This is a genomic window from Clostridium novyi NT (assembly GCF_000014125.1).
GTDB lineage: Bacteria > Bacillota > Clostridia > Clostridiales > Clostridiaceae > Clostridium_H > Clostridium_H novyi.
The window spans coordinates 1,612,755-1,632,177 of the sequence record NC_008593.1; the positions used below are offsets into that span (position 1 = coordinate 1,612,755).

Here is a 19,423-nt window from a genome sequence, read left to right on the forward strand (position 1 = left end):
ACCTCATCTTTCTTTTAGTCTCTTTTCTCTATCTTTCCACAGTGGCAATATTTCACTCAAAAACTCATAAAACTCTTTTCTATGATTTTGATGTTTTATATGACAAAGTTCATGGATTATAACATATTCAATTAGTTCCCTATCTTCCTTTATTAATTCTAAATTCAACATTACATGATTTTTGTAAGGTGTATAGCTTCCCCATCTTCTCTTCATCTTTCTAATAGACAAAGTTGGTTTTTCAAAATTATATTTTGTAAATTTTTCAAAGCATTCTTGAAAAACTCTTTCAAACTCTATTTTAGCACCTTCTCTATACCAATTATATAACAACTTTTTATTGTATTCTTCATTGGTACTATACCGTGAATATATGTAAATATTATTCTCTTCTAATTTTACATAGTTCTTTTTAGAAGAGAATACATTAAGCTTATAGTTCTTTCCTAAATACCTATGGGTTGCTCCACTTTTATAACTTATTATCTCTTGTGTTGGAGGATTTTCTTTAAAGTACTTTTTCCTATCTAATATCCACTTAGATTTTTTTAAAATAATCTTCTTAACCTCTTCCTCACTTACTCCTAAAGGAGCAACTACTTCTACTGTACAATCAGGTTTAACTGAAATTTTTAAAGTCTTTCTTCTTTTGTAACTTAGTTTATATTCTATTTCCATGCCTTCATAATTAATTTTCATGTGTTTTTATTAAAATCTTTAAATATTTCAGCAACCTTATCATTTATATATACAGCATCATCAATTAATGAAATCAATTTATATTTAAACTTATTATAATTATTTAAAATACTTCTTGGTAGTTTTATCGACATCATTCCTTCTTCAAAATTTAATAATTTATACCCCTTAATTTTTATCAATTCATTTGATTTTTTATTCATTTCTTCTAATTGTTCATGATTTTTGTATTCCTTATAATAAATACTTTGAATTAAAAAATCAAAATAAACATGGTCTTGTGAAAAACTTAGTTCCTCATCATAGTATTCATACAATCCACATAAATATCTATCTTTATAATAAAATGGGATATTTATAAATGCATTTGCTCTTTCTGTTATCCATGCATCTTTTATAGATGTTTTATACAACCTTTTTATTGTATTTACTTCTTTATTTTCATATTCATCTATTATTTCTTTTGTCCAGTGATATACTTCCTCTATCCATTCATCTCTATCTTCAAGAGTTCTATTGCCAGTATTAAGAAATTTATTCCAATTATTTAATTTATCATTTATGTCCTTAATATCACTAAAATTAACTTCTAAATCTTCTATTCCAACTAAAGTTCTTATTTCAATACCTGCTAAATTAGCACTTATTTTTACTTCTTCTGAAGCAAATGTCCCAACAAGTATTAATTTAGGATAATAGTAATTTTGTCCAAACTCACTTTTCCACTCTATTTTACTTTCGTCATCCATAGAAACCATTAATGCCCTATATTCAAGTATTTGAGCAATATTTTCTCTTATTAAAGTCTCCTTTTTTAATTCTACAATAACAGGTCTATTATCTCTGGTGTCCTTAAATAGTAAATCTATGTATCTATTCAGCCCATTCCTACCAATATTAATTTGTCTTCCAAATTCATTTCTGCTACCTTTAATCTTGGGAATAACATAGCGCTCATCCAATAGCCATGGTGAATTATATATAATATCTTCAATATCTTTTTCTAGTAAATTCATCCCTATCTTCCTCCTAAATCAAATAAAATGTAACTCTAATTATTCTTTTTCAAAGATTTATTTTTCTTTTTTATACTTATTAATGTGAACTCATTAATTATATATACTGAATTTTTAAATTTAATAAAAATGGCTATATATAATTACAAACTAGCGATTAAATTTAATCACTAGTTTTTTAGAAATACATATTTTTAGTTTTTAGCCTTCAATTTGCTTATATACATTTTTCCATCAATAATATTGATTAATGTGTATCCCATACAACAAATACCATCATTAAAATCATAAATTTTCTCATCCTCTTCATTCATGACTTCATCGTTAACAAAATTATTGTATTTTTTATTTAGATTTTTAATAATATTATTGGACTTTTTAATATTCTTTCTTAACCATCTTTTAGTATCTTGCTTATTATTTAATATAAATTCAAGATATCCATTTAATTTATTGATCAATTCTTCATGACCTTCATTATGAACTAATATCCACTTATCATCTAAGTCATTTTCCTCTATTATCTCTTCACTTTCATTTCTATGTATAACTTTAAGTCTTCTACATTGCTCTTTTATAAATTTTTTATTCATTATGTCATCCATCCTTTTTATAATCATAGAAACTATATAGATTTATATTTTTAACTGTCTTACTACTTTTGAATGATTTCATACATAAAAAAGATTATTTAATTCTTCTTCGTCATTTTTTCACTATTTCGTTTTAGTTTCCTGTAAATTAGAACACCAGCTACTAAAACTGGTGCTTTATTGAATACTTATTATAATTTATAATTATCCTAAAATTTTCCTTACACATATGTGTTACATTGTGTATCTTTATAATTATAAAGGAAATGTTTGTACACTACCTCTTTCTTTTCCTCTATTTCATACTCTTCATAAGATTCTGGTAAATATTGATAAAGAAAATTATATATATGTTGTTTTACTATTGATTTACTTTGAGTCTTTTCTCTCCAATTATCTATATTAGAAATTGTTAATTTAAGTTCTTCAATAAGTTCCTTACTTATTTTCTTTAATTTTTCCCTTTCTCTAGATAATAAATTGGGTTTTTCTAATAAATCAAAAACTGCTAAATATTCTTCTGTTAACCCTTCTCTAGCTGCTCTTTTTTCTTCTTTGCTTAAATCATTAACAAACTTAAGCAAGTCCTCAAATGTCTTTTCTATAGTTAACCTATCTTTTTCATTATTATATTCTTCTATTATCCTTTGATATCTTTCATAATAATCCATTCTTGTAGAGTTTTGTTTTAGCATTTTTGACAATCTCATTTCTATCTTTTCTTGCATATCATGGACTGTAGTATTTTTTCTTGGATTCTTTTTAAATTCTTCTTTTAATTTATCAAAATCAATATTACTTATATCAAATACTTTATATTCATTTACTGAATCTTCTTTTATTTCTTGTGTACTGATAGCATCATCAACTACGGTATGCAATTCTTTTATTACCTCTGTAATATCACTAACTTTTTTCTTTTCCTGTATCTTTTTATATATTATATCAATTGCATTTTTATACGGAGTATATTTATCTATATCTTCATGATATAAGCAAGCTTTATATTTAGCTATTACCTCTCTAGCCAATATTTCAAATTTATTTTTAAATTCTTTACTTGAGTAAATAACTTCTTGTGCATCATTTATAAGTTTTATTTTGTTAAATCCACTCTCACAAACAACAAGTTCATCTAAATTATAATTCAATGATTTTAAGTGCTCTTTTGTTTGCTCAATAACATAAGCTAATTCGTTAATTAGTTCCTCATCTGTCTTTGCTGGATTTCCAGTTGAAGTATTTTCTCCATTGTTTATTCCAGTTGCACTTCCGTAATCTGCTAAAGCTTGTCTTAAATTTTTAAGGACACCTATATAATCTACAATAAGTCCATTATTTTTACCTTCATATACACGATTTGCTCTTGCTATTGTCTGCATTAACGTGTGCTGTTTCAATACTTTATCTAGATATAAAATAGATAAACATTTTACATCAAATCCTGTAAGCCACATAGCACAAACTATTGCTAATCTAAATGGACTTTCTGAGTCTTTAAAATCAGTTGCTAATTCTGTATATTTATCTTCATTATTTCTCTTTATTCCCTTTTTTATCTTTTCTCTATGCGGTTTTATATCTAAACCCCACTTTTCAAAAGTTTTAACTTCATTTTGTTCTTCACTTACCACTACTGCATATTCTGTTTCCTTAAGCCAATTTAAATGCTTTGTTTTCTCTACTCCATCTTGTTCATCAATACAATTCTTTAATTGAGATTCTTCTAATTTTATTTTTTCCTTCCAGTATTTATCTATGAGATTATACATTTTAACACAAGTAACCTTATCTATACATACAAGCATAGCTTTGCCACTTTCCCACATTGTTGAATAGTGATTTACTATATCCCTTGCTATTTTATCTAATCTTTCATTACTTGTTATTACATGGTATTGCTTACCTAATGCTCTTCTCAACTTTTCTTCTTGATCATCACTTAAATCAAAATCTTCAATCTTATCTTGAATCTTGGAATTTAAATTATGGTCTACAATTCCTAGCTTTTCTCCTCTACTTTCATAATAAAGAGGTACTGTGGCTCCGTCTTTTACTGCCCTATCAAAATCATATATGGATACATAATCACCAAACTCTTCTTTAGTAGTTGTATCTCCACTTAGAAGAGGTGTTCCTGTAAAGCCTAAAAATTTAGCCTCTGGCAAGGCATGTCTCATATTTGTTGCAAGTAATCCATACTGTGTTCTATGTGCTTCATCTGATATAACTATTACCTCATCACTATTAGGAAATGGTTCTTTTACCTTTTCATTAAATTTATGAATAAGTGTAAAGATATATCTATTATTTTGTTTAAGTAGTGTTTTTAAATGCTCTCCGCTAGATGCCCATACATCATAATTAGCTTTAACTGCTTCAACACCTACAAAAGTTTTGTATATCTGTTCATCTAATTCTGTCCTATCAGTAACTATTAAAAATGATTGATTACCATTTAATTTTCTTAGTATCTTTTGACAGAAGAAAACTATAGAATAAGATTTTCCACTTCCTTGAGTATGCCAAAACACACCAAGTTTATTACTTTTAGTTTTTTTAGATTTCTTAAAAGACTCAACTGCCTTATTGACTCCTAAAAATTGATGATTTCTAGCAATAATTTTAACTAATTTTCCTGAGCTATCATCAAACAATATAAAATTTTCAAATATGTCCATAAAATTATCTTTTGAACACATTCCTTTAAGCATTGTTTCAAACTCAACAGAGCCCTCTTCTTCCTCTTTAAGTCTCTTCCACTCATTAAAATATTCATATTTACTTGTAACAGCTCCAGCTTTTCCTTTACTACCATTACTTAATATTACAAATGCATTGAAATTAAATATTTCTGGTATTGTATCCTTATAATCAGTAAGGTTATCTCTATATGCATCTTCTACTTCCTTATGAACATTTTTTAATTCAATAAATAATAAAGGTATTCCATTCACAAAACCAACAATATCTGCTCTTCTTCTATAAAGATCCCCTTGTATCCATAATTCTCTTATAGCCAAAAAATGATTTTTAGAAGGTTCTTGAAAGTTAAAGATTTTTAATTTTTCTTCTTTTCTATGTCCTTCTCTATCTTTAAACTCTACTTTTACACCCTCTTTAAACATTTTATATTTTTCTTTGTTAATATCTATAAGAGATTTAGATATATTATTTTCAACTATTTTTTCAATAGCTCTATCATACGCTTCTTCTGGTAAATTAGGATTAAGTTTCTTAAGTGCTGGCTTTAAATATTTAACCAGCACTATTTCTTTTTCTATTTTTCTTCCAAATGTACCATTTTCCCCAAGTGTTTCAGTATTATACGCATAAGCTGTATTCCAATCTAAATTATATTTGAAATAATCTATTGTTGTCTTTTGTACTAACCCGTCTTCTGAATACTCCTTACTCATACTTCAATCTCCCCCATAATTAACTTTGGTATTAAAATATCTCTGGCTTCTTTTAATTTTTGATTTTGCTGTAATAAATTATTTAGTAACACTCTTAAATCAGTAATTTTTGTTTCAAATTGTTCAATTACTTTTTTTTCTGGCATTAATATATCTACATCTGTAATTAATTTTGCATTAGCACTTTTTCTAGTTGCCCCAGTACTAGATTGTGATATAAATTGTTGATAAAAATCAGAATTAAGAAAATAAAATAAGTAATATGGCTTTATATTATCATTATTTATATTTATCCTTATTAAATATGACGCAAAAACAGCTTCTATATCTTCTTCCACAATGCCAACTTTACCAGGATCAGCCATTCTTATTACAAGAATATCATGCTTTTTTAATGCATATTTATCTTTTTGATTGTCTTCAATTTTACACCATGGTACACTAGACCAATTAATATAGCTAGTTTTATTTATATCTTTACCTCTTAAATACTTAACACCTGTATCTTCATTCAATGCACTTTCTGTAAAACCATATTGTGTTGACACGATTTCACTCAAATGCACTTTACTCCATCCTTTAGGTACTCCATCCACAAATTCACACTTTTCATACCCAGGAAATCTAAAATTAACAAACCATTCTTTATAAATTAGCTCTGCACTTTCTTCTAATAATTTTATTCTTTTAAGGTTATTTTCTATTAAATAATCATATTTGGAAATTATATTAACTACTTTTTTTTGAATATTTATATCCACTTTAGGTACAAGAATCTCTTTAATCTTATATATTCCTAACTTAGGCTGTGCTGCACCTGCTGCTAGTGTTTGCATTTCTTGCTTTGATTTATCCATAGATAGATAATAGAGTAAAAAACTCGAATCATAGTTTTTAAGTTTAGTAATTTTCACTGCATTTTCTGTAAGATTAGCCCCATCTAATTCTTCTGAGACAATTCCAATATCACCTATATTTGCACCAACTATTGTTATACATACATCATTTGTGCTCACTGTATAATTTTTAATAGTTTCATATGTTTTCTCATCAATATATTGTAACTCATCACATTTTATTTTTCCCTCTCCAATATCTCGTGCTCTTATATATTTATATTTAGTTTCTTGTTCTACAAAATCGCAACCTTTGGGTAACCTTTTTCCACCCTTTATTTCAGAAATTTCGCCTAATTTAATCATATTCCCAACTCCTCAAAGTTGCATTTTATCACCTTAGCCAATTCAAAAGCTTCCTCATTTAATCCATCTAGCTCTATTTGTATTTCTTTAAGTCTTGCTTCAAAATCAAAGTCTTCATCAATATGTTGTGCAACGCCTACATATCTTCCTGGTGTTAAACTCCAATCATTCTTTTCTATTTCTTCTTTATCAACTAATTTACATAATCCTTCTATGTCTTCTAGTTTTGCATCTTTAAATTTACTTTGAAGCCATTTCACTTGAGAATATAGATAATTTATTTCTTTTAGAGATTCAACAAAGTCTTTTTTAGCTTCATCAATCTTTTTCCTATCTTCTTTTACTTTTTTTGTATCCCATTCATCACTCTTCTTAGCTTCTAACTCTTTTTCTGCTTTATCAATAAGATTATTAGCTTCTTTATATAAGTGATCTATAGCTTTTATTTTCAATTTGATTTTATTTGAGATTTCTTCAAATTTGCTATATTGCTCAATTTGGATAGAATTCGCTTTATCTATTTCACTAAAATCTTCTATAGTGTTATCTTTAACCCAATTTTGATAATCTTCTATTTCTCTATTTAAAGTTTCTTTTTCAACAAAATAATTATCAATATCCTTTTGCAATTCTTTTAGTGAAGTATAATATTCTTCTCTAATTTCTTTATTTTCATCAGCTACTAATTTAAATGAATTAAATCTTTCAAGTTGATCAATTAATTCATGTAGCTTATCTTCAAATAATATTGCTTTTTTATTTATAAAATTAGCCTTACTTGAATAATCATTAATATATTCAGCTACTAATTTAAGATATCTTTCATTTTGTCCTCTATATAACCATACTATTGACGTTATATTTTTAAGTTGTTCCTCTGAAAAATCATTTATTGTTCTATTAACTTTTCTAAATATATTTCTAGCATCTATCATTAGTACTTTATCTTTCTTATCTTCTGACTTGTTTTTATCAAAAAACCATAAAGTACAAGGTAAACTTCTAGTGTAAAAAAAGTTATTACCTATTGATATAATCACATCTACATCATTAGTTTTTATAAGTCTTTCTCTTACATCCTTTTCTCCATGACCTGCATCAGTAGCAGAACTTGCCATTACGAAACCCGCTCTTCCTTTTTCATTTAAATAAGAATAGAAATATTGAATCCATAAATAGTTTGCATTACTAACTGCCTTAGATTTTTTATTCACTCCTGGTAATCCAAATGGCAGTCTAGGGTCTGTTTTTATTTTTTCACTATCAACACCATCTACATTAAATGGTGGATTAGCCATAACATAATTACATTTACCTAAAAGTTCGTGTTTATCTTCATAAAAAGTATTACCTTCTAATATCTTACCTTCTAATCCATGAACTGCCATATTCATTCTTGCAAGCTTAGTATTAAGTTCTGCTTTTTCTTGACCATAAAATGTTACTTTATCGTTTGCACTAGCACCATGACTTTGAATAAAATGTCCTGTTTGAACAAACATACCTGCACTACCACAAGCCGGATCTAATACGATTCCTTGCTCTGGCTCTATAACATTAACTATCATTTGAACTAAAGATATAGGAGTAAAGAATTCTCCCCCTTCTTGTGCTCCAGTCATAGCAAATTTATTTAAAAAATACTCGTATATTCTTCCAAATACATCGCCCTTAGCATTTCTTAATTCATCACTATTAAACTTTCTTAATAATTCTCTAAGTAATTCATTGTCAAATATCGTATAATTAGTAGGTAAGGAACCTTTTAATTTTTCATATTCCTTTTCTATAGCTTTCATTGCATTATTAATAGATTTACCTATATCAGCATCTTCTGTTAAAGATACTAAATAATCATACCTAGCTATTTCAGGAAGGAAAATAGCACTTTTACTTTCAAAGTCCTCTTTAGTTATAGGTCTTTTTTTACCATTTCTAGATGGTAAGTTTTCTTCTATTTCTTCCTTAACCATTAAAAACCTATTATAAGCATATCTTAAAAATATAAGTCCTAATACTGGCATACTATACTCTGCTGCTGTTAGCTTTGAATTTGCCCTTAGTTGATCTGCTGCATCCCATAAATCTCTTTCTATTTTCTTGATATCTTCCATTAAATATCTCCTCTTTCGCATTAACTAATATTTATACTAAACTAAAATAATTTCATCAGCCTATACAAATGCAATTATATTATAACCCTATTTTTTTGTATTTTCCATAATGTTTACAAAATGACTGTTTCCTCCCCCTGCACTACTAAACATACTAATTTTCACATTAATAAAAATCCACTAGTTTAACTAGTGCAGATTGTTCAAAAAGCCCCCAACAATTGGGGGCTTTTGTTTACGCCAAAATTCTCTTATGCGATAGCATTCGAAAAATATTTATTATGCATGTTAATTTGGAATAAATTTGAATTAACATACACAAAAAATAGTTCGATAGCACCATGGCTATCTTTTTCATATTCTGAACTGCTGCTGTAAGAAAGCATTGTTCAGAAACATTTTTAATTCCTCGCATGCGACAATAACGTATCCCATGTAATTTTTTTGAATCAGCAAAGCTACGCTCAATCTTTTCTTTACGTTGTTTGTAAATACTTTTACCTTTAACATGGGGTCCTAAACGGAACCCAAAAACACCTTGATAATTTTTATCTGAAATTTGTTTACAAATAGGATTGGTAGAATATGCGGCATGTGCTACTAAATATTTTGTATTAAAATTAAACTTTTCTATTTGAGTTTATTCTTTTAACATAAGGATCTACATCGTTTATATTTCCAGGAGTAACATGAACATCTGTTATAATATTATACTTTCCGTCAACAGTTCTATGATCTAAATAAAAGAAGCCTTTAGGTTTTCCATCTCTAACGATGTATCCACCGTTTGGATCGGTTGTACTTACTTTTATTTCCTTAGTTTCAGCTATTCTAGTCTTTTTTTAGAGGTTTTTTATTATGATTAATTCTATCTTTATTAATGTCATCCTCTAATTTATTAAAGTATTCCTTTGTAGATCTAGTTATTTCTTTTTTAATAAATTTATGTTTATTAGCGTTAGTTTTTAAATGAGTAGAATCAGTATATAGAATTTTGCCATCAACCAAGTTTCTATTAATAGCTTGAAATACAATATTATCGAATATTTCTTGATGTATATTTGTATTACTAAATCTTTTTGTTCTATTCTGGCTTATAGTGGAATGACTTGGTATTTTATCAGTAAGTCCATATCCCAAAAACCATCTGTAAGCTACGTTTACCTGGATTTCTTTTACAAGCTGACGCTCTGAACGTATACCGAATAGGTATCCTATAAAAAGCATTTTAAATAATACAACTGGATCCACTGATGGTCTACCATTATCAGCACAATATAAATCTCTTATAAATGAAAAATCTATGTATTTATCTATTTTTCTAAGTATGTGATTTTCAGGTACTAAATTTTCTATATAAACTAGCTCTAATTGATTTTGTTTTATTTCATTATTATTAAACATTTTTCCTCCGTAGGAGCCCTAACGGGCTAAAAAATTTATTGGTCTAAAATATATATCCTACATAAATACCAAAAACTATTTTTGTAATAAATGCAAAAAACTGTTGATAAATCTATCAACAGTTTAAGTAATTATAATACTTTTTAATTTTAATATTCTTGTTTGTAATTAAATTTAGTATTTATAAATGAAATTATACTATACATTTTAAAGGGATCTTTTATTATAAATTCATCAACATTTTTGTACACCCTAACTCTTATTTTAATATCTGGTCTACAATTTTCTAATACTTCTATTCCGCCAACTTCTTCATCATTAAAAATAATATATCTTATATTTTTAATATCTTTAACCTTTTCTAATGCCATCCCATCTAACAAATTCTTTTCAATAACATTAAACATTTCTTCTTCCATACTTAAAACCATATCTGACTTTATATCTGACAGTTCGTCTGATATTGGTTTCAAACTATCTAGCCTACGTTTTATGATTTGTTTACTTGGTTTTAATGCCTCTTCTATTTCTGTTAATTTTCTTTTTAAACTATTGATTTCATCAATTGTTTCTTTATTATAATGTTCTTAAGTAAACTTTATTATTATATTTTAAAGATTTTAATTAATAATGTCTACGTCAACATCTTTAAATATTATGAATATTCTTTTCTTCTATACCAATATCTTTCAAATAATTATAAATGCCATTATAAAATTCAGGACTCATAGTAATATCATTTTCATCACCTGTTGGAATAAAAATAATAAATCCTTGTCGTGCACGAGTTAAAAGCACCCTATACGCATTCTTCAAATAAAGAATATTATCTTTCTTATTGATATTTTGCCACTTAGTACCGTTAAAATTATAAAATTCAAAGTGATCACTGCAAAATCTCAAGTTTGCATCCCAACAAACAATTGTCCAATCAAGCTCTAGTCCCTGAATATCAAATTCTGTAGCTGTTTCTTCTAAGAAATAAGATGACCTTACATCATCCTTACTATTAAGAAACCAATTAGGTGCGTCAATCTTATTTTGTACCCACACTCCATATTTACGAAGTCTTTTAGCACCAGAACTTGCAGTCATTCCATAGCGCTGTGAACCTTTAGCTTTATTTTTCACCCATTTTTTAGCAACTTCTAAATCTCTTGTAATACAAATTGGATAGTCTTTATTAAAATTTTTATATAATTCTTTTGACTTATCCTTATTAACATCTAAAATAGCCTTAACAAATTCAGCTACATTTTCACTTCTAAATGAACGTAATGATATAGATAAATGTAAATCATCTACAATTTTATAATTGATACCTTTAACTAATTCATCAAAAGTATTTCCCTTAGAATATTCATCATCTATAATTTTATTAGATATATACACATCCCAATCAGGATAATTATTTCTTAGCGATTGAAACCAACCAGAAATTCCTTGTGATTCACCCTTGTTAATTTCTTGTCCTCCACCTATTAAACAAACTATGGTAGACCAGCCATTGTGACGATTTAATATACTAATTAAGAATTCTGGTTCTGACATATTAAAATCTAATACGCCTTTTTTCTTTTTCATAAAATTAGTTAGATTAGGTTCGTCCCAAGCTCTTTGCGCTTCATCAAAAATAGCAACCCTTTCAATAGGCGGAGTATCAACTGATATAGCATCATCACGAAAATGATGGATAATCTGTATAAACTCCCTTGATTTTCGTATAGCTTCACTTTTTCTTATATTATTTCTTTTTACATCATCCCGAGCTAAGGCTTCTTGCAAAACATCAACTAATGGTCCATTTCCAGAAAGAAATACAGCATGTTCATTTTCATCCACTTTTTGGCGTTCAATAGCAATATTAAGTCCCGCCAACGTTTTGCCTGCACCGGGAACTCCAGTAATAAAACAAATAGACTTCTTATTGTTTGCTTTGCTATAATCAATAATATCATTTATAGCTTTAGTTGTCTTATTAAGATTTTTTGCACTTGCATCATTTCTTGAAATATCCTCCACATTATGACCCATATATAGGGCTTGAGCTGCTTCAATAATGGTTGGAGTAGGCATGTATAATGAGTTTATCCAACTCTCAGGATTAAAGTTGGTTCTTCGATAAAGAGAACAAACTTCCGAAATATATTTTCCAATATTAAATTCATTACAACAATAAGTCTCTAAAATGTTATCTTTCATTAATTTTATTGTTTGATGTTTTTCTTCAGCACATGTAGAAATCAAAATTGGTACCAAAAGCTTATTATGACTTTCTTTATGAAAACAACTCAAATCTAGTGCATAATCCGTAACTTGTTCAATAGCATAATTCGGATATGTTGATTCACCAACTTTAAATTCTAATAGAAAAACAATACCATTATAAAGAAGTACATTGTCAATTCTATTTCCTATTCGTGGTATGGTATATTCAAATAATAAATGTCCATCTTTACATTTAGTTAATTCTCTTTTTAATATTTCAATTTCTTTTTTCCATGTGTTTTTTTGTAAATCATCAGCAGCAAACTGATCATTGCTTGTTATTTCACCAAATATGGTAAAATTATTTTTTTCTATAAATTCACTTACGCTGCTTAAATAATATGCTCTTTTCAAAACTCACACCCCTTTACCGCTAGCCTTCTATTCTACTTTTATAGATTATACATTTATTATAAAATATCTAATCTATTCTATCACAAACTATGTTATATACATATATGAAAAAAGCTCACAGACAAAGCCTGTGAGCTGTAAAATCAACTCTTTATTTTAATTCAATGAATTCTTTTTTATAAAAAGCAAAGGTTTATTGTTTTATTACAAACAAGTTAACTCAAACTAATGTTGACTTATTTGAGTCTGTTATATCTGTAAAATAATTTCCTTCCATCCTCTATGATTTTAGGATGGCAAAAGGATGGAAATTCACTGTTTTTAATATCATTTTAAAAGTCTTAACCCTTGATATTACTTAGTTAGACGCACTACAGTTTCCACATGTGGCGTGTGTGGGAACATGTCCTTAACCTTAACCTTCTCTGCTTTGTAACCTTCTTTTATAAGGAATTTTAAATCCTCAACTAAAGTCTTTGGATTACATGAAACGTAGATTATGTCTTTTGCGTTGAATTTTGTAACGTATTTTAGTGCATCTGGGTGAACGCCTGGTCTTGGTGGATCTAAGATTATTATGTCTGGTTTTACTTTGATGTCTTTAATAACCTTAGCTACGTCACCTGCTAAGAATTCACAGTTTGTAAGGCCATTTAGTTTGGCATTCTCATTAGCCGCCTTTGCAGCTTCCTCTATAAGTTCTATTCCTATAACTTTTTCTGCATTATGAGCTGCAATTTGTCCTATGGTTCCTGTACCACAGTAAAGGTCAAATACAACCTTTGATTTTGCATCTCCCATAAATCCTCTAACTATGCTATATAAAGCCTCTGCTCCCTTAGTGTTTGTTTGGAAGAAAGAAAACGGTGATATCTTAAACTTTAATCCTAGAACCTCTTCCATTATGTAATCTCTTCCAAATAGAACTTCCATGCTATCTGCTTGAACTACATCTGATAATGAATCATTTATTGTGTGAAGAATTCCAGTTAATTCTCCTTCATAATTAAGTCCCTTTAGCATTTCAGTAAACTCAGTTAAATCAAAATCCTTTTGAGATGTAGTAACTAAATTCACCATTATTTCCTTAGTGTTTTTTCCTTTTCTTATAACTAAGTTTCTAAGGTACCCTTCATGGCTCATTATTCTATAATGTGGAAGTCCTTGTGCTCTAAAATATTCAAGTACAGTTTTTAAAATTAAATTAAAATCACTGTCTACTATTTTACATACATCAGCACTTATAATTCCAAAACTTTTACCTTGAGCATGCATTCCAAGAGTAAGTTCTCCACCCTTTTCCATATCTCCAAAGGTAAATTCCATTTTATTTCTATAATAAAATTCTTCCGGGCTTCCTTGTATTCCTAAGAATTCAAATCCACTTATATTAGCATTTTCGAATAACTTTAAAACTTGCTCTTTCTTTATTTCTAATTGCTTTTCATATGAAAGAAATTGATGACTGCATCCACCACATACATCAAAGATAGGACACTTAGGATCCATTTTGTAATCTACATCTTCAATAACCTTATTTAACTTAGCTTTAGCATACTCTTTTGTTTTTTTATTAACAAATCCTTCTACCTTTTGTCCAGGAAGAGCATTTTTAATTAGAACCTTCATATCATCCTTATAAGCAACTCCAAACCCTGGAAATTCTGTGTCTACAATGTCAAACTCATATACCTTTCTTTTTTTCATACGTTCACTCCTATATTCATTCTCTTTACTTACTTATTTTTAATTTTGCAACTTTCATACCTGCTGTGTCACAGCTTTTAGATTGCATAATACTTGTATATAATAATGATACTATTAAATAAATAATTGCTGTCATTTGTATCTTTTCAACTATGTAATATCCTGCTGTAACTCTAAGAATTCCATCTATTACAAATAAAACTACTATAGATATTCCAAGTGTTACTAATATATCTACTATATTTGCTACAAATGTGTCTTTAAAACTTACTTTAGAGATATAGTTTTCTTTATCTTTTACTTCAGTTACCTCTTCTTTTGTATTAACACTATTTTCTTCACTCATTACTTTCACTCCTATACCATAAAATTATACGCTTAAAATTTATTATGCACCAATATCCACATCATGTAAAGTAATTTACCTCTTTATAATATAAATAATATGTTAATTTATATAAACAAAAAAATCCCAAGCAAAGGCTCGGGATAACCAAATCAAGTTTTAACTAAAAGCAGGTCAATTGCCGCAAGGTCAACTGCCTGCTGCGAATTCTAATGTCAATTGCCACAAGGTCAACTGCCATAGATAAATTTCTATGTAAATATTTACTACACATAATATACAACTTTTCAGATAGTATGTCAATCTTTTATCAATAATTTTTTGTTTTTATTTTTTTTATTATTTTAATAAACTTTTTTCAATATAAATGGAATATTTTTATTAATTTTTACATATATATAATAAGTTATTTGTTATTTAATTTTAATTGTGATATATTTTTATTTGTATTTTATTTATAAAGGAAGTGCTAACATTGGAACTAAACAAGATTAAAGGAAATACATATTTTATAGATGGACCTACTACTATTGGAGTATATGTTTTTAAAAATAAATTTTGTATTTTAGTAGATAGTGGTCTTGATAACTCTGCAGCTCGTAAAATTGATGCTATACTAAAAGAAAATAATTTGCATCCAAAGTACATAATAAATACACATAGTCATATAGATCACTGTGGTGGGAATAACTATTTTAAAGATACATATCCCGGAACTTTAACCTATACTTCTGAAAAGGAAAAGTTATATTTAGAAAATCCTAAGCTTTTTCCTACTATATTATTTTCAGCAACTCCAATAAAAAGATTGTTTGACAATAAAAGACCATTTATAGTGGATCAAGTTTTAGATTATGGTATAAATAAGATAAATGATGAAAAATTTGAAATCCTTTCATTAAAAGGACATGCTGAAGAACATATAGGAATTATAACTCCTGAAAAAGTTTGTTTTCTTGGAGATTCCCTATTTGGTTATGAAACTTTAAAGAAGTATCCTTTCCCATTTTTATATAATATACAAGATACTTTGGATACTTTAAATAAAATAAAGGAAATAGATGCAGATTACTTTGTTTTAGGACATGGTAAAGAAGTTCTTACAAAGGAAGAGATTCTTCCCCTTATAGATGCTAATATGGAAAATACTAATAAGCATATTGAAGGTATTCTTGAAATTTTAGATCAGCCTTCTACTATAGAAGACATTCTTGAAAATATAATTATATTGAATGATATTTCTGTTGGACTTAGACACTATTTTGTAGATTTATCTTCCGCATCAGCTTTTGTAAGTCATTTATATAATACTGGACTTATAGATTTATCTATTGAAAACGGAAAACTTTATTATTTTAAAAAATAATAACGTAATAAAAAGAAATTAGATGAACTCATTTTATATGACATCATCTAATTTATTTTTATATTATAAACCATTAATTTTTACCTTTACTTTTCTTGCATATGATTAACCCAATAATACCTATTAACATTACTATACTTCCTAATAAATTATTATAGGACTTTCCACAGCAATTAGTAAATAAACTTTGATATTCTTTATCTATCATATTATCTTTGACTACCTTAACAGAATTTTCAATGATACATTTATCCTCATATTTATCTTCACACATACTTTTAGTTATATTACCATTACTTATATTATTGTCTATTGGGTTCTTTCTTTCCTTTACACTATCATCAAAGTTTAAATTAGATTTTATATTTTTATGTTTTCTTATATTGTCTTTCTTTAAATTCTTTAGTATTAACTTGTTAATTTTATTATTATCTTTGTTTTCGTAAGATAACTTTTCTTTATTGTTTCCATTTAACTTTTGATTATTTTCTTTAAGAACATAATTTTCTTTATTATATACATTAACAAAACTATTAGCTGATTTCATTGTTTTGTTAACTTCTCCTAATACACCCTCTACATTATTTACATATACATCTTCTTTTAAGTTATCTTTTGTTCCTAATGTTACTAATACTTTTTTTTCAACTTCTTGTGTTGATAACTCTTTACAATGTACTTTTATAGCTGTAACCTTATCCCCTTTTATTATGCTTTCCTCATAGGGTATCCAATTAAAATTACATTCTTTTGAATTTTTGTTTATGGTTTTAGGATCATCATATGATATATAAACTTCATCTTCATCACTTGCTTTTATGCTCTTTAGGAAACATTCTCCACTGTATTTACTTCCCCTTTCATCTCCATTGAAAGGTAATACATCTATAATGTCTACACTTTGATACTCATTATTATATTTTTGAGAATAACTTAATACATAATTTATATCTTTATTTTTTTCTATTTTACAATCTACAGCCTCTATTTCTACATTGCTTGTACATTGTTTATCTGATAAATTCTTTGGAAACATTGACTTTATTAAATTGTCATTATTAATATTTAAATCATCTATTTTAGGATCATTTATAGTAGATTTAACATTTACTATGGGTTCAGCTTTAAAGTCACTTTTATCTTTTTTAAAATAATCTATAAAACCAGGTGTAACAATACTATCCTCACTTAACCATTGGTTAATACTGTTTGTCTTTTTTGTTTTATCTTTAGAATCTATATATGATACGTCAAAAGTACACCTTGGTGCTTCCTTTTGTCTTTTTATATACTTAAAGCTTGTAGTGTTATTGTTTAAATTTTCGCTACCATTGCTATTGTTTAACACATTAGTTATACTTTTTGCATTAAACTTATAAAATTTATTTATAATATTATTTTCTCCTAGTAGTATACTATTTTCATCTACCCACAAAACTATATATCCACTAAAAACATACTTATCGTCTTTTTTAATTACATTTCCTAATACATCTTTTGTAGGACAATGGTTTGCACTACTATCCATATTTTTTATAGTTATATTTATTGGTTTTCCAGGAGACTTTTGTTTTGCAATAATTTCTCCAGATTCTAAAACAGACCTATCATAATCAAAGCCCAATTGTAAAGAACCATATGGAAAGGAACTTATGATTGTATTGGCATCATCACCATTTATACCACACGACTTTATATTGTCCTCATTTTTACGTCCCCAAGTGTATAAAGTAGCATTTTTAATACCAAATTGGCTTAAATCATCACAAAACGATATTTTTCCCTTTAATGCTTCACTTCCTTTTGAAGTGCTAGTGCAAATTCCTATGCCGTATATAAAAAGCCTTCCTCTTTCTCCATTAGGTCCTAAAGCTTCTATTTTCCCATTATTTGCATCATCTATATTTATTAAATCAAATTTAGGTAATGCTGAGACTGTCATTTCTAATGTTGCAGATTCATTTAATTTAGTTTTTTTCTTTTTATCAAAAGGTTTTGTTCCTGTTAATACTGTTATGGATGTATCTAATTTTGATGATTTATCCAATCCTTTAGCTGTATTAATTTGTAATACTTGAACTATGCATAGCCCCACTACAAAAGCACTAAGAAATTTTTTAAATATTTTTCTTCTTTGCATTAACTCAATTTCCCTTTCATTTCTTATGTATGTGTTTTAAGCCTATATTAAAAACTTATTTTCCATACTTTATATTTTCTATTAATTGTTGTGGAAACTTTCTTTCTTCCATAGCCTTTACTGTTTTTTCATAATTGTATGGTACTTCAACTATTTCTGCTTTAACTTCATCCTCAATATCTAAGATAATATAAGTTATATTAGGAGTTCCTATTTTTGACTTTCCAACACTTCCATCATTAATTATTATTTTGTTTTCATATTCTTTTACATATGGTAAATGAGTATGACCACAAACTAATACATCTTCCTTTAATTGAATCATAACTTCATTTGCTTCTTTTGAATCTTCTAAAAGATATTCATTTACAGTTCTTGTACTTCCATGAACAAATTTTATAACCTTTCCATGTTCAACTATAATTATATCTTGTGGTAATCTTTTTAAATATTTTTTGTTTGCGTCACTTACTTCTTTTACTGACCAAGGAAGGGCAAATTCTCTATTTAGTAGATTGTCTTGTATATACTTTATATCGTTGTTTACAACTGCTGTATCATAGTTTCCAATTATATTTAATATATTTTCATTTCTAATTATATCTATAACTTCATTTGGAAAAGGTCCATATCCAACCAAATCTCCAAGACATACTACTCTATCTACATTTTTTGATTTTATATCAGAAAGCACAGCTTTTAGTGCTTCTAAATTTCCATGAACATCTGAAAAAATCGCTATTTTCATTTAAATTCTCCTTTTATTTTTATACTTCTCTATATTTTCATCAAATA

General features: G+C 27.4%; 13 protein-coding genes and 1 pseudogene. 1 reads left to right on the plus strand and 13 read right to left on the minus strand.

The window, feature by feature from the left end; genetic code table 11:
• Positions 1–3 precede the first annotated feature (3 nt).
• The 11 genes and pseudogenes from NT01CX_RS07535 to NT01CX_RS07585 form a co-directional block, all read right to left on the minus strand.
• Entirely contained in the window at positions 4–699 is a 696-nt protein-coding gene (locus NT01CX_RS07535; protein WP_011722470.1) for a M48 family metallopeptidase, read from the minus strand.
• Positions 696–1,715 (minus strand): hypothetical protein, encoded by a 1,020-nt coding sequence (locus NT01CX_RS11975; RefSeq protein ID WP_011722471.1) that lies wholly within the window; start codon positions 1,713–1,715, stop codon positions 696–698. The genes NT01CX_RS07535 and NT01CX_RS11975 overlap by 4 nt, the downstream gene beginning before the upstream one ends.
• Positions 1,716–1,909: 194 nt before the next feature.
• Complete coding sequence (locus NT01CX_RS07545; protein WP_011722472.1) at positions 1,910–2,308, minus strand: hypothetical protein; 399 nt, start codon at positions 2,306–2,308, stop codon at positions 1,910–1,912.
• A 221-nt stretch (positions 2,309–2,529) separates the two neighbouring features.
• Positions 2,530–5,727: a type I restriction endonuclease subunit R gene (locus NT01CX_RS07550; protein WP_011722473.1), complete on the minus strand. Its 3,198-nt coding sequence runs from the start codon at positions 5,725–5,727 to the stop codon at positions 2,530–2,532.
• Positions 5,724–6,929, minus strand: a complete 1,206-nt coding sequence (locus tag NT01CX_RS07555; protein ID WP_011722474.1) for a restriction endonuclease subunit S — start codon at positions 6,927–6,929, stop codon at positions 5,724–5,726. Before NT01CX_RS07555 ends, NT01CX_RS07550 begins: the two co-directional genes overlap by 4 nt.
• The gene (locus NT01CX_RS07560; RefSeq protein WP_011722475.1) at positions 6,926–9,043 is read right to left on the minus strand and encodes an N-6 DNA methylase; all 2,118 of its coding nucleotides are present in this window, start codon (positions 9,041–9,043) and stop codon (positions 6,926–6,928) included. The genes NT01CX_RS07555 and NT01CX_RS07560 overlap by 4 nt, the downstream gene beginning before the upstream one ends.
• 235 nt (positions 9,044–9,278) lie before the next feature.
• A pseudogene (locus NT01CX_RS07565) lies at positions 9,279–10,447 on the minus strand (IS1182 family transposase).
• A 149-nt stretch (positions 10,448–10,596) separates the two neighbouring features.
• A complete protein-coding gene (locus NT01CX_RS07570; RefSeq protein ID WP_011722477.1) occupies positions 10,597–10,920 on the minus strand; it encodes a hypothetical protein in 324 nt (107 codons plus the stop codon).
• 175 nt (positions 10,921–11,095) lie between these two features.
• Complete coding sequence (locus NT01CX_RS07575; protein ID WP_011722478.1) at positions 11,096–13,069, minus strand: DUF2075 domain-containing protein; 1,974 nt, start codon at positions 13,067–13,069, stop codon at positions 11,096–11,098.
• Between the two features lie 354 nt (positions 13,070–13,423).
• On the minus strand, positions 13,424–14,776 hold the full coding sequence (gene rlmD, locus NT01CX_RS07580) for a 23S rRNA (uracil(1939)-C(5))-methyltransferase RlmD (protein WP_011722479.1): 1,353 nt from the start codon (positions 14,774–14,776) through the stop codon (positions 13,424–13,426).
• Positions 14,777–14,801: 25 nt separating this feature from the next.
• The gene (locus tag NT01CX_RS07585) at positions 14,802–15,122 is read right to left on the minus strand and encodes a hypothetical protein (RefSeq protein WP_011722480.1); all 321 of its coding nucleotides are present in this window, start codon (positions 15,120–15,122) and stop codon (positions 14,802–14,804) included.
• Positions 15,123–15,597: 475 nt separating this feature from the next.
• On the opposite strand from NT01CX_RS07585, the gene NT01CX_RS07590 reads away from it, so the two are divergent.
• Complete coding sequence (locus NT01CX_RS07590; RefSeq protein ID WP_039227003.1) at positions 15,598–16,488, plus strand: MBL fold metallo-hydrolase; 891 nt, start codon at positions 15,598–15,600, stop codon at positions 16,486–16,488.
• Positions 16,489–16,561: 73 nt separating this feature from the next.
• Here the strand turns inward: NT01CX_RS07590 and NT01CX_RS07595 are convergent, their stop codons facing one another.
• Positions 16,562–18,628, minus strand: a complete 2,067-nt coding sequence (locus tag NT01CX_RS07595) for a hypothetical protein (RefSeq protein ID WP_011722482.1) — start codon at positions 18,626–18,628, stop codon at positions 16,562–16,564.
• 55 nt (positions 18,629–18,683) lie between these two features.
• Entirely contained in the window at positions 18,684–19,376 is a 693-nt protein-coding gene (locus tag NT01CX_RS07600) for a metallophosphoesterase family protein (RefSeq protein WP_011722483.1), read from the minus strand.
• Positions 19,377–19,423: the final 47 nt, after the last annotated feature.

What these genes read in the sequence shown, in the direction of transcription:
- NT01CX_RS07555 (WP_011722474.1), bottom strand. Translation starts at nt 6,929, where the DNA reads ATGATTAAATTAGGCGAAATTTCTGAAATAAAGGGTGGAAAAAGGTTA.
- NT01CX_RS07545 (WP_011722472.1), bottom strand. Translation starts at nt 2,308, where the DNA reads ATGAATAAAAAATTTATAAAAGAGCAATGTAGAAGACTTAAAGTTATA.
- NT01CX_RS07550 (WP_011722473.1), bottom strand. Translation starts at nt 5,727, where the DNA reads ATGAGTAAGGAGTATTCAGAAGACGGGTTAGTACAAAAGACAACAATA.
- NT01CX_RS07535 (WP_011722470.1), bottom strand. Translation starts at nt 699, where the DNA reads ATGAAAATTAATTATGAAGGCATGGAAATAGAATATAAACTAAGTTAC.
- NT01CX_RS07595 (WP_011722482.1), bottom strand. Translation starts at nt 18,628, where the DNA reads ATGCAAAGAAGAAAAATATTTAAAAAATTTCTTAGTGCTTTTGTAGTG.
- NT01CX_RS07585 (WP_011722480.1), bottom strand. Translation starts at nt 15,122, where the DNA reads ATGAGTGAAGAAAATAGTGTTAATACAAAAGAAGAGGTAACTGAAGTA.
- NT01CX_RS07560 (WP_011722475.1), bottom strand. Translation starts at nt 9,043, where the DNA reads ATGGAAGATATCAAGAAAATAGAAAGAGATTTATGGGATGCAGCAGAT.
- NT01CX_RS07600 (WP_011722483.1), bottom strand. Translation starts at nt 19,376, where the DNA reads ATGAAAATAGCGATTTTTTCAGATGTTCATGGAAATTTAGAAGCACTA.
- rlmD (WP_011722479.1), bottom strand. Translation starts at nt 14,776, where the DNA reads ATGAAAAAAAGAAAGGTATATGAGTTTGACATTGTAGACACAGAATTT.
- NT01CX_RS11975 (WP_011722471.1), bottom strand. Translation starts at nt 1,715, where the DNA reads ATGAATTTACTAGAAAAAGATATTGAAGATATTATATATAATTCACCA.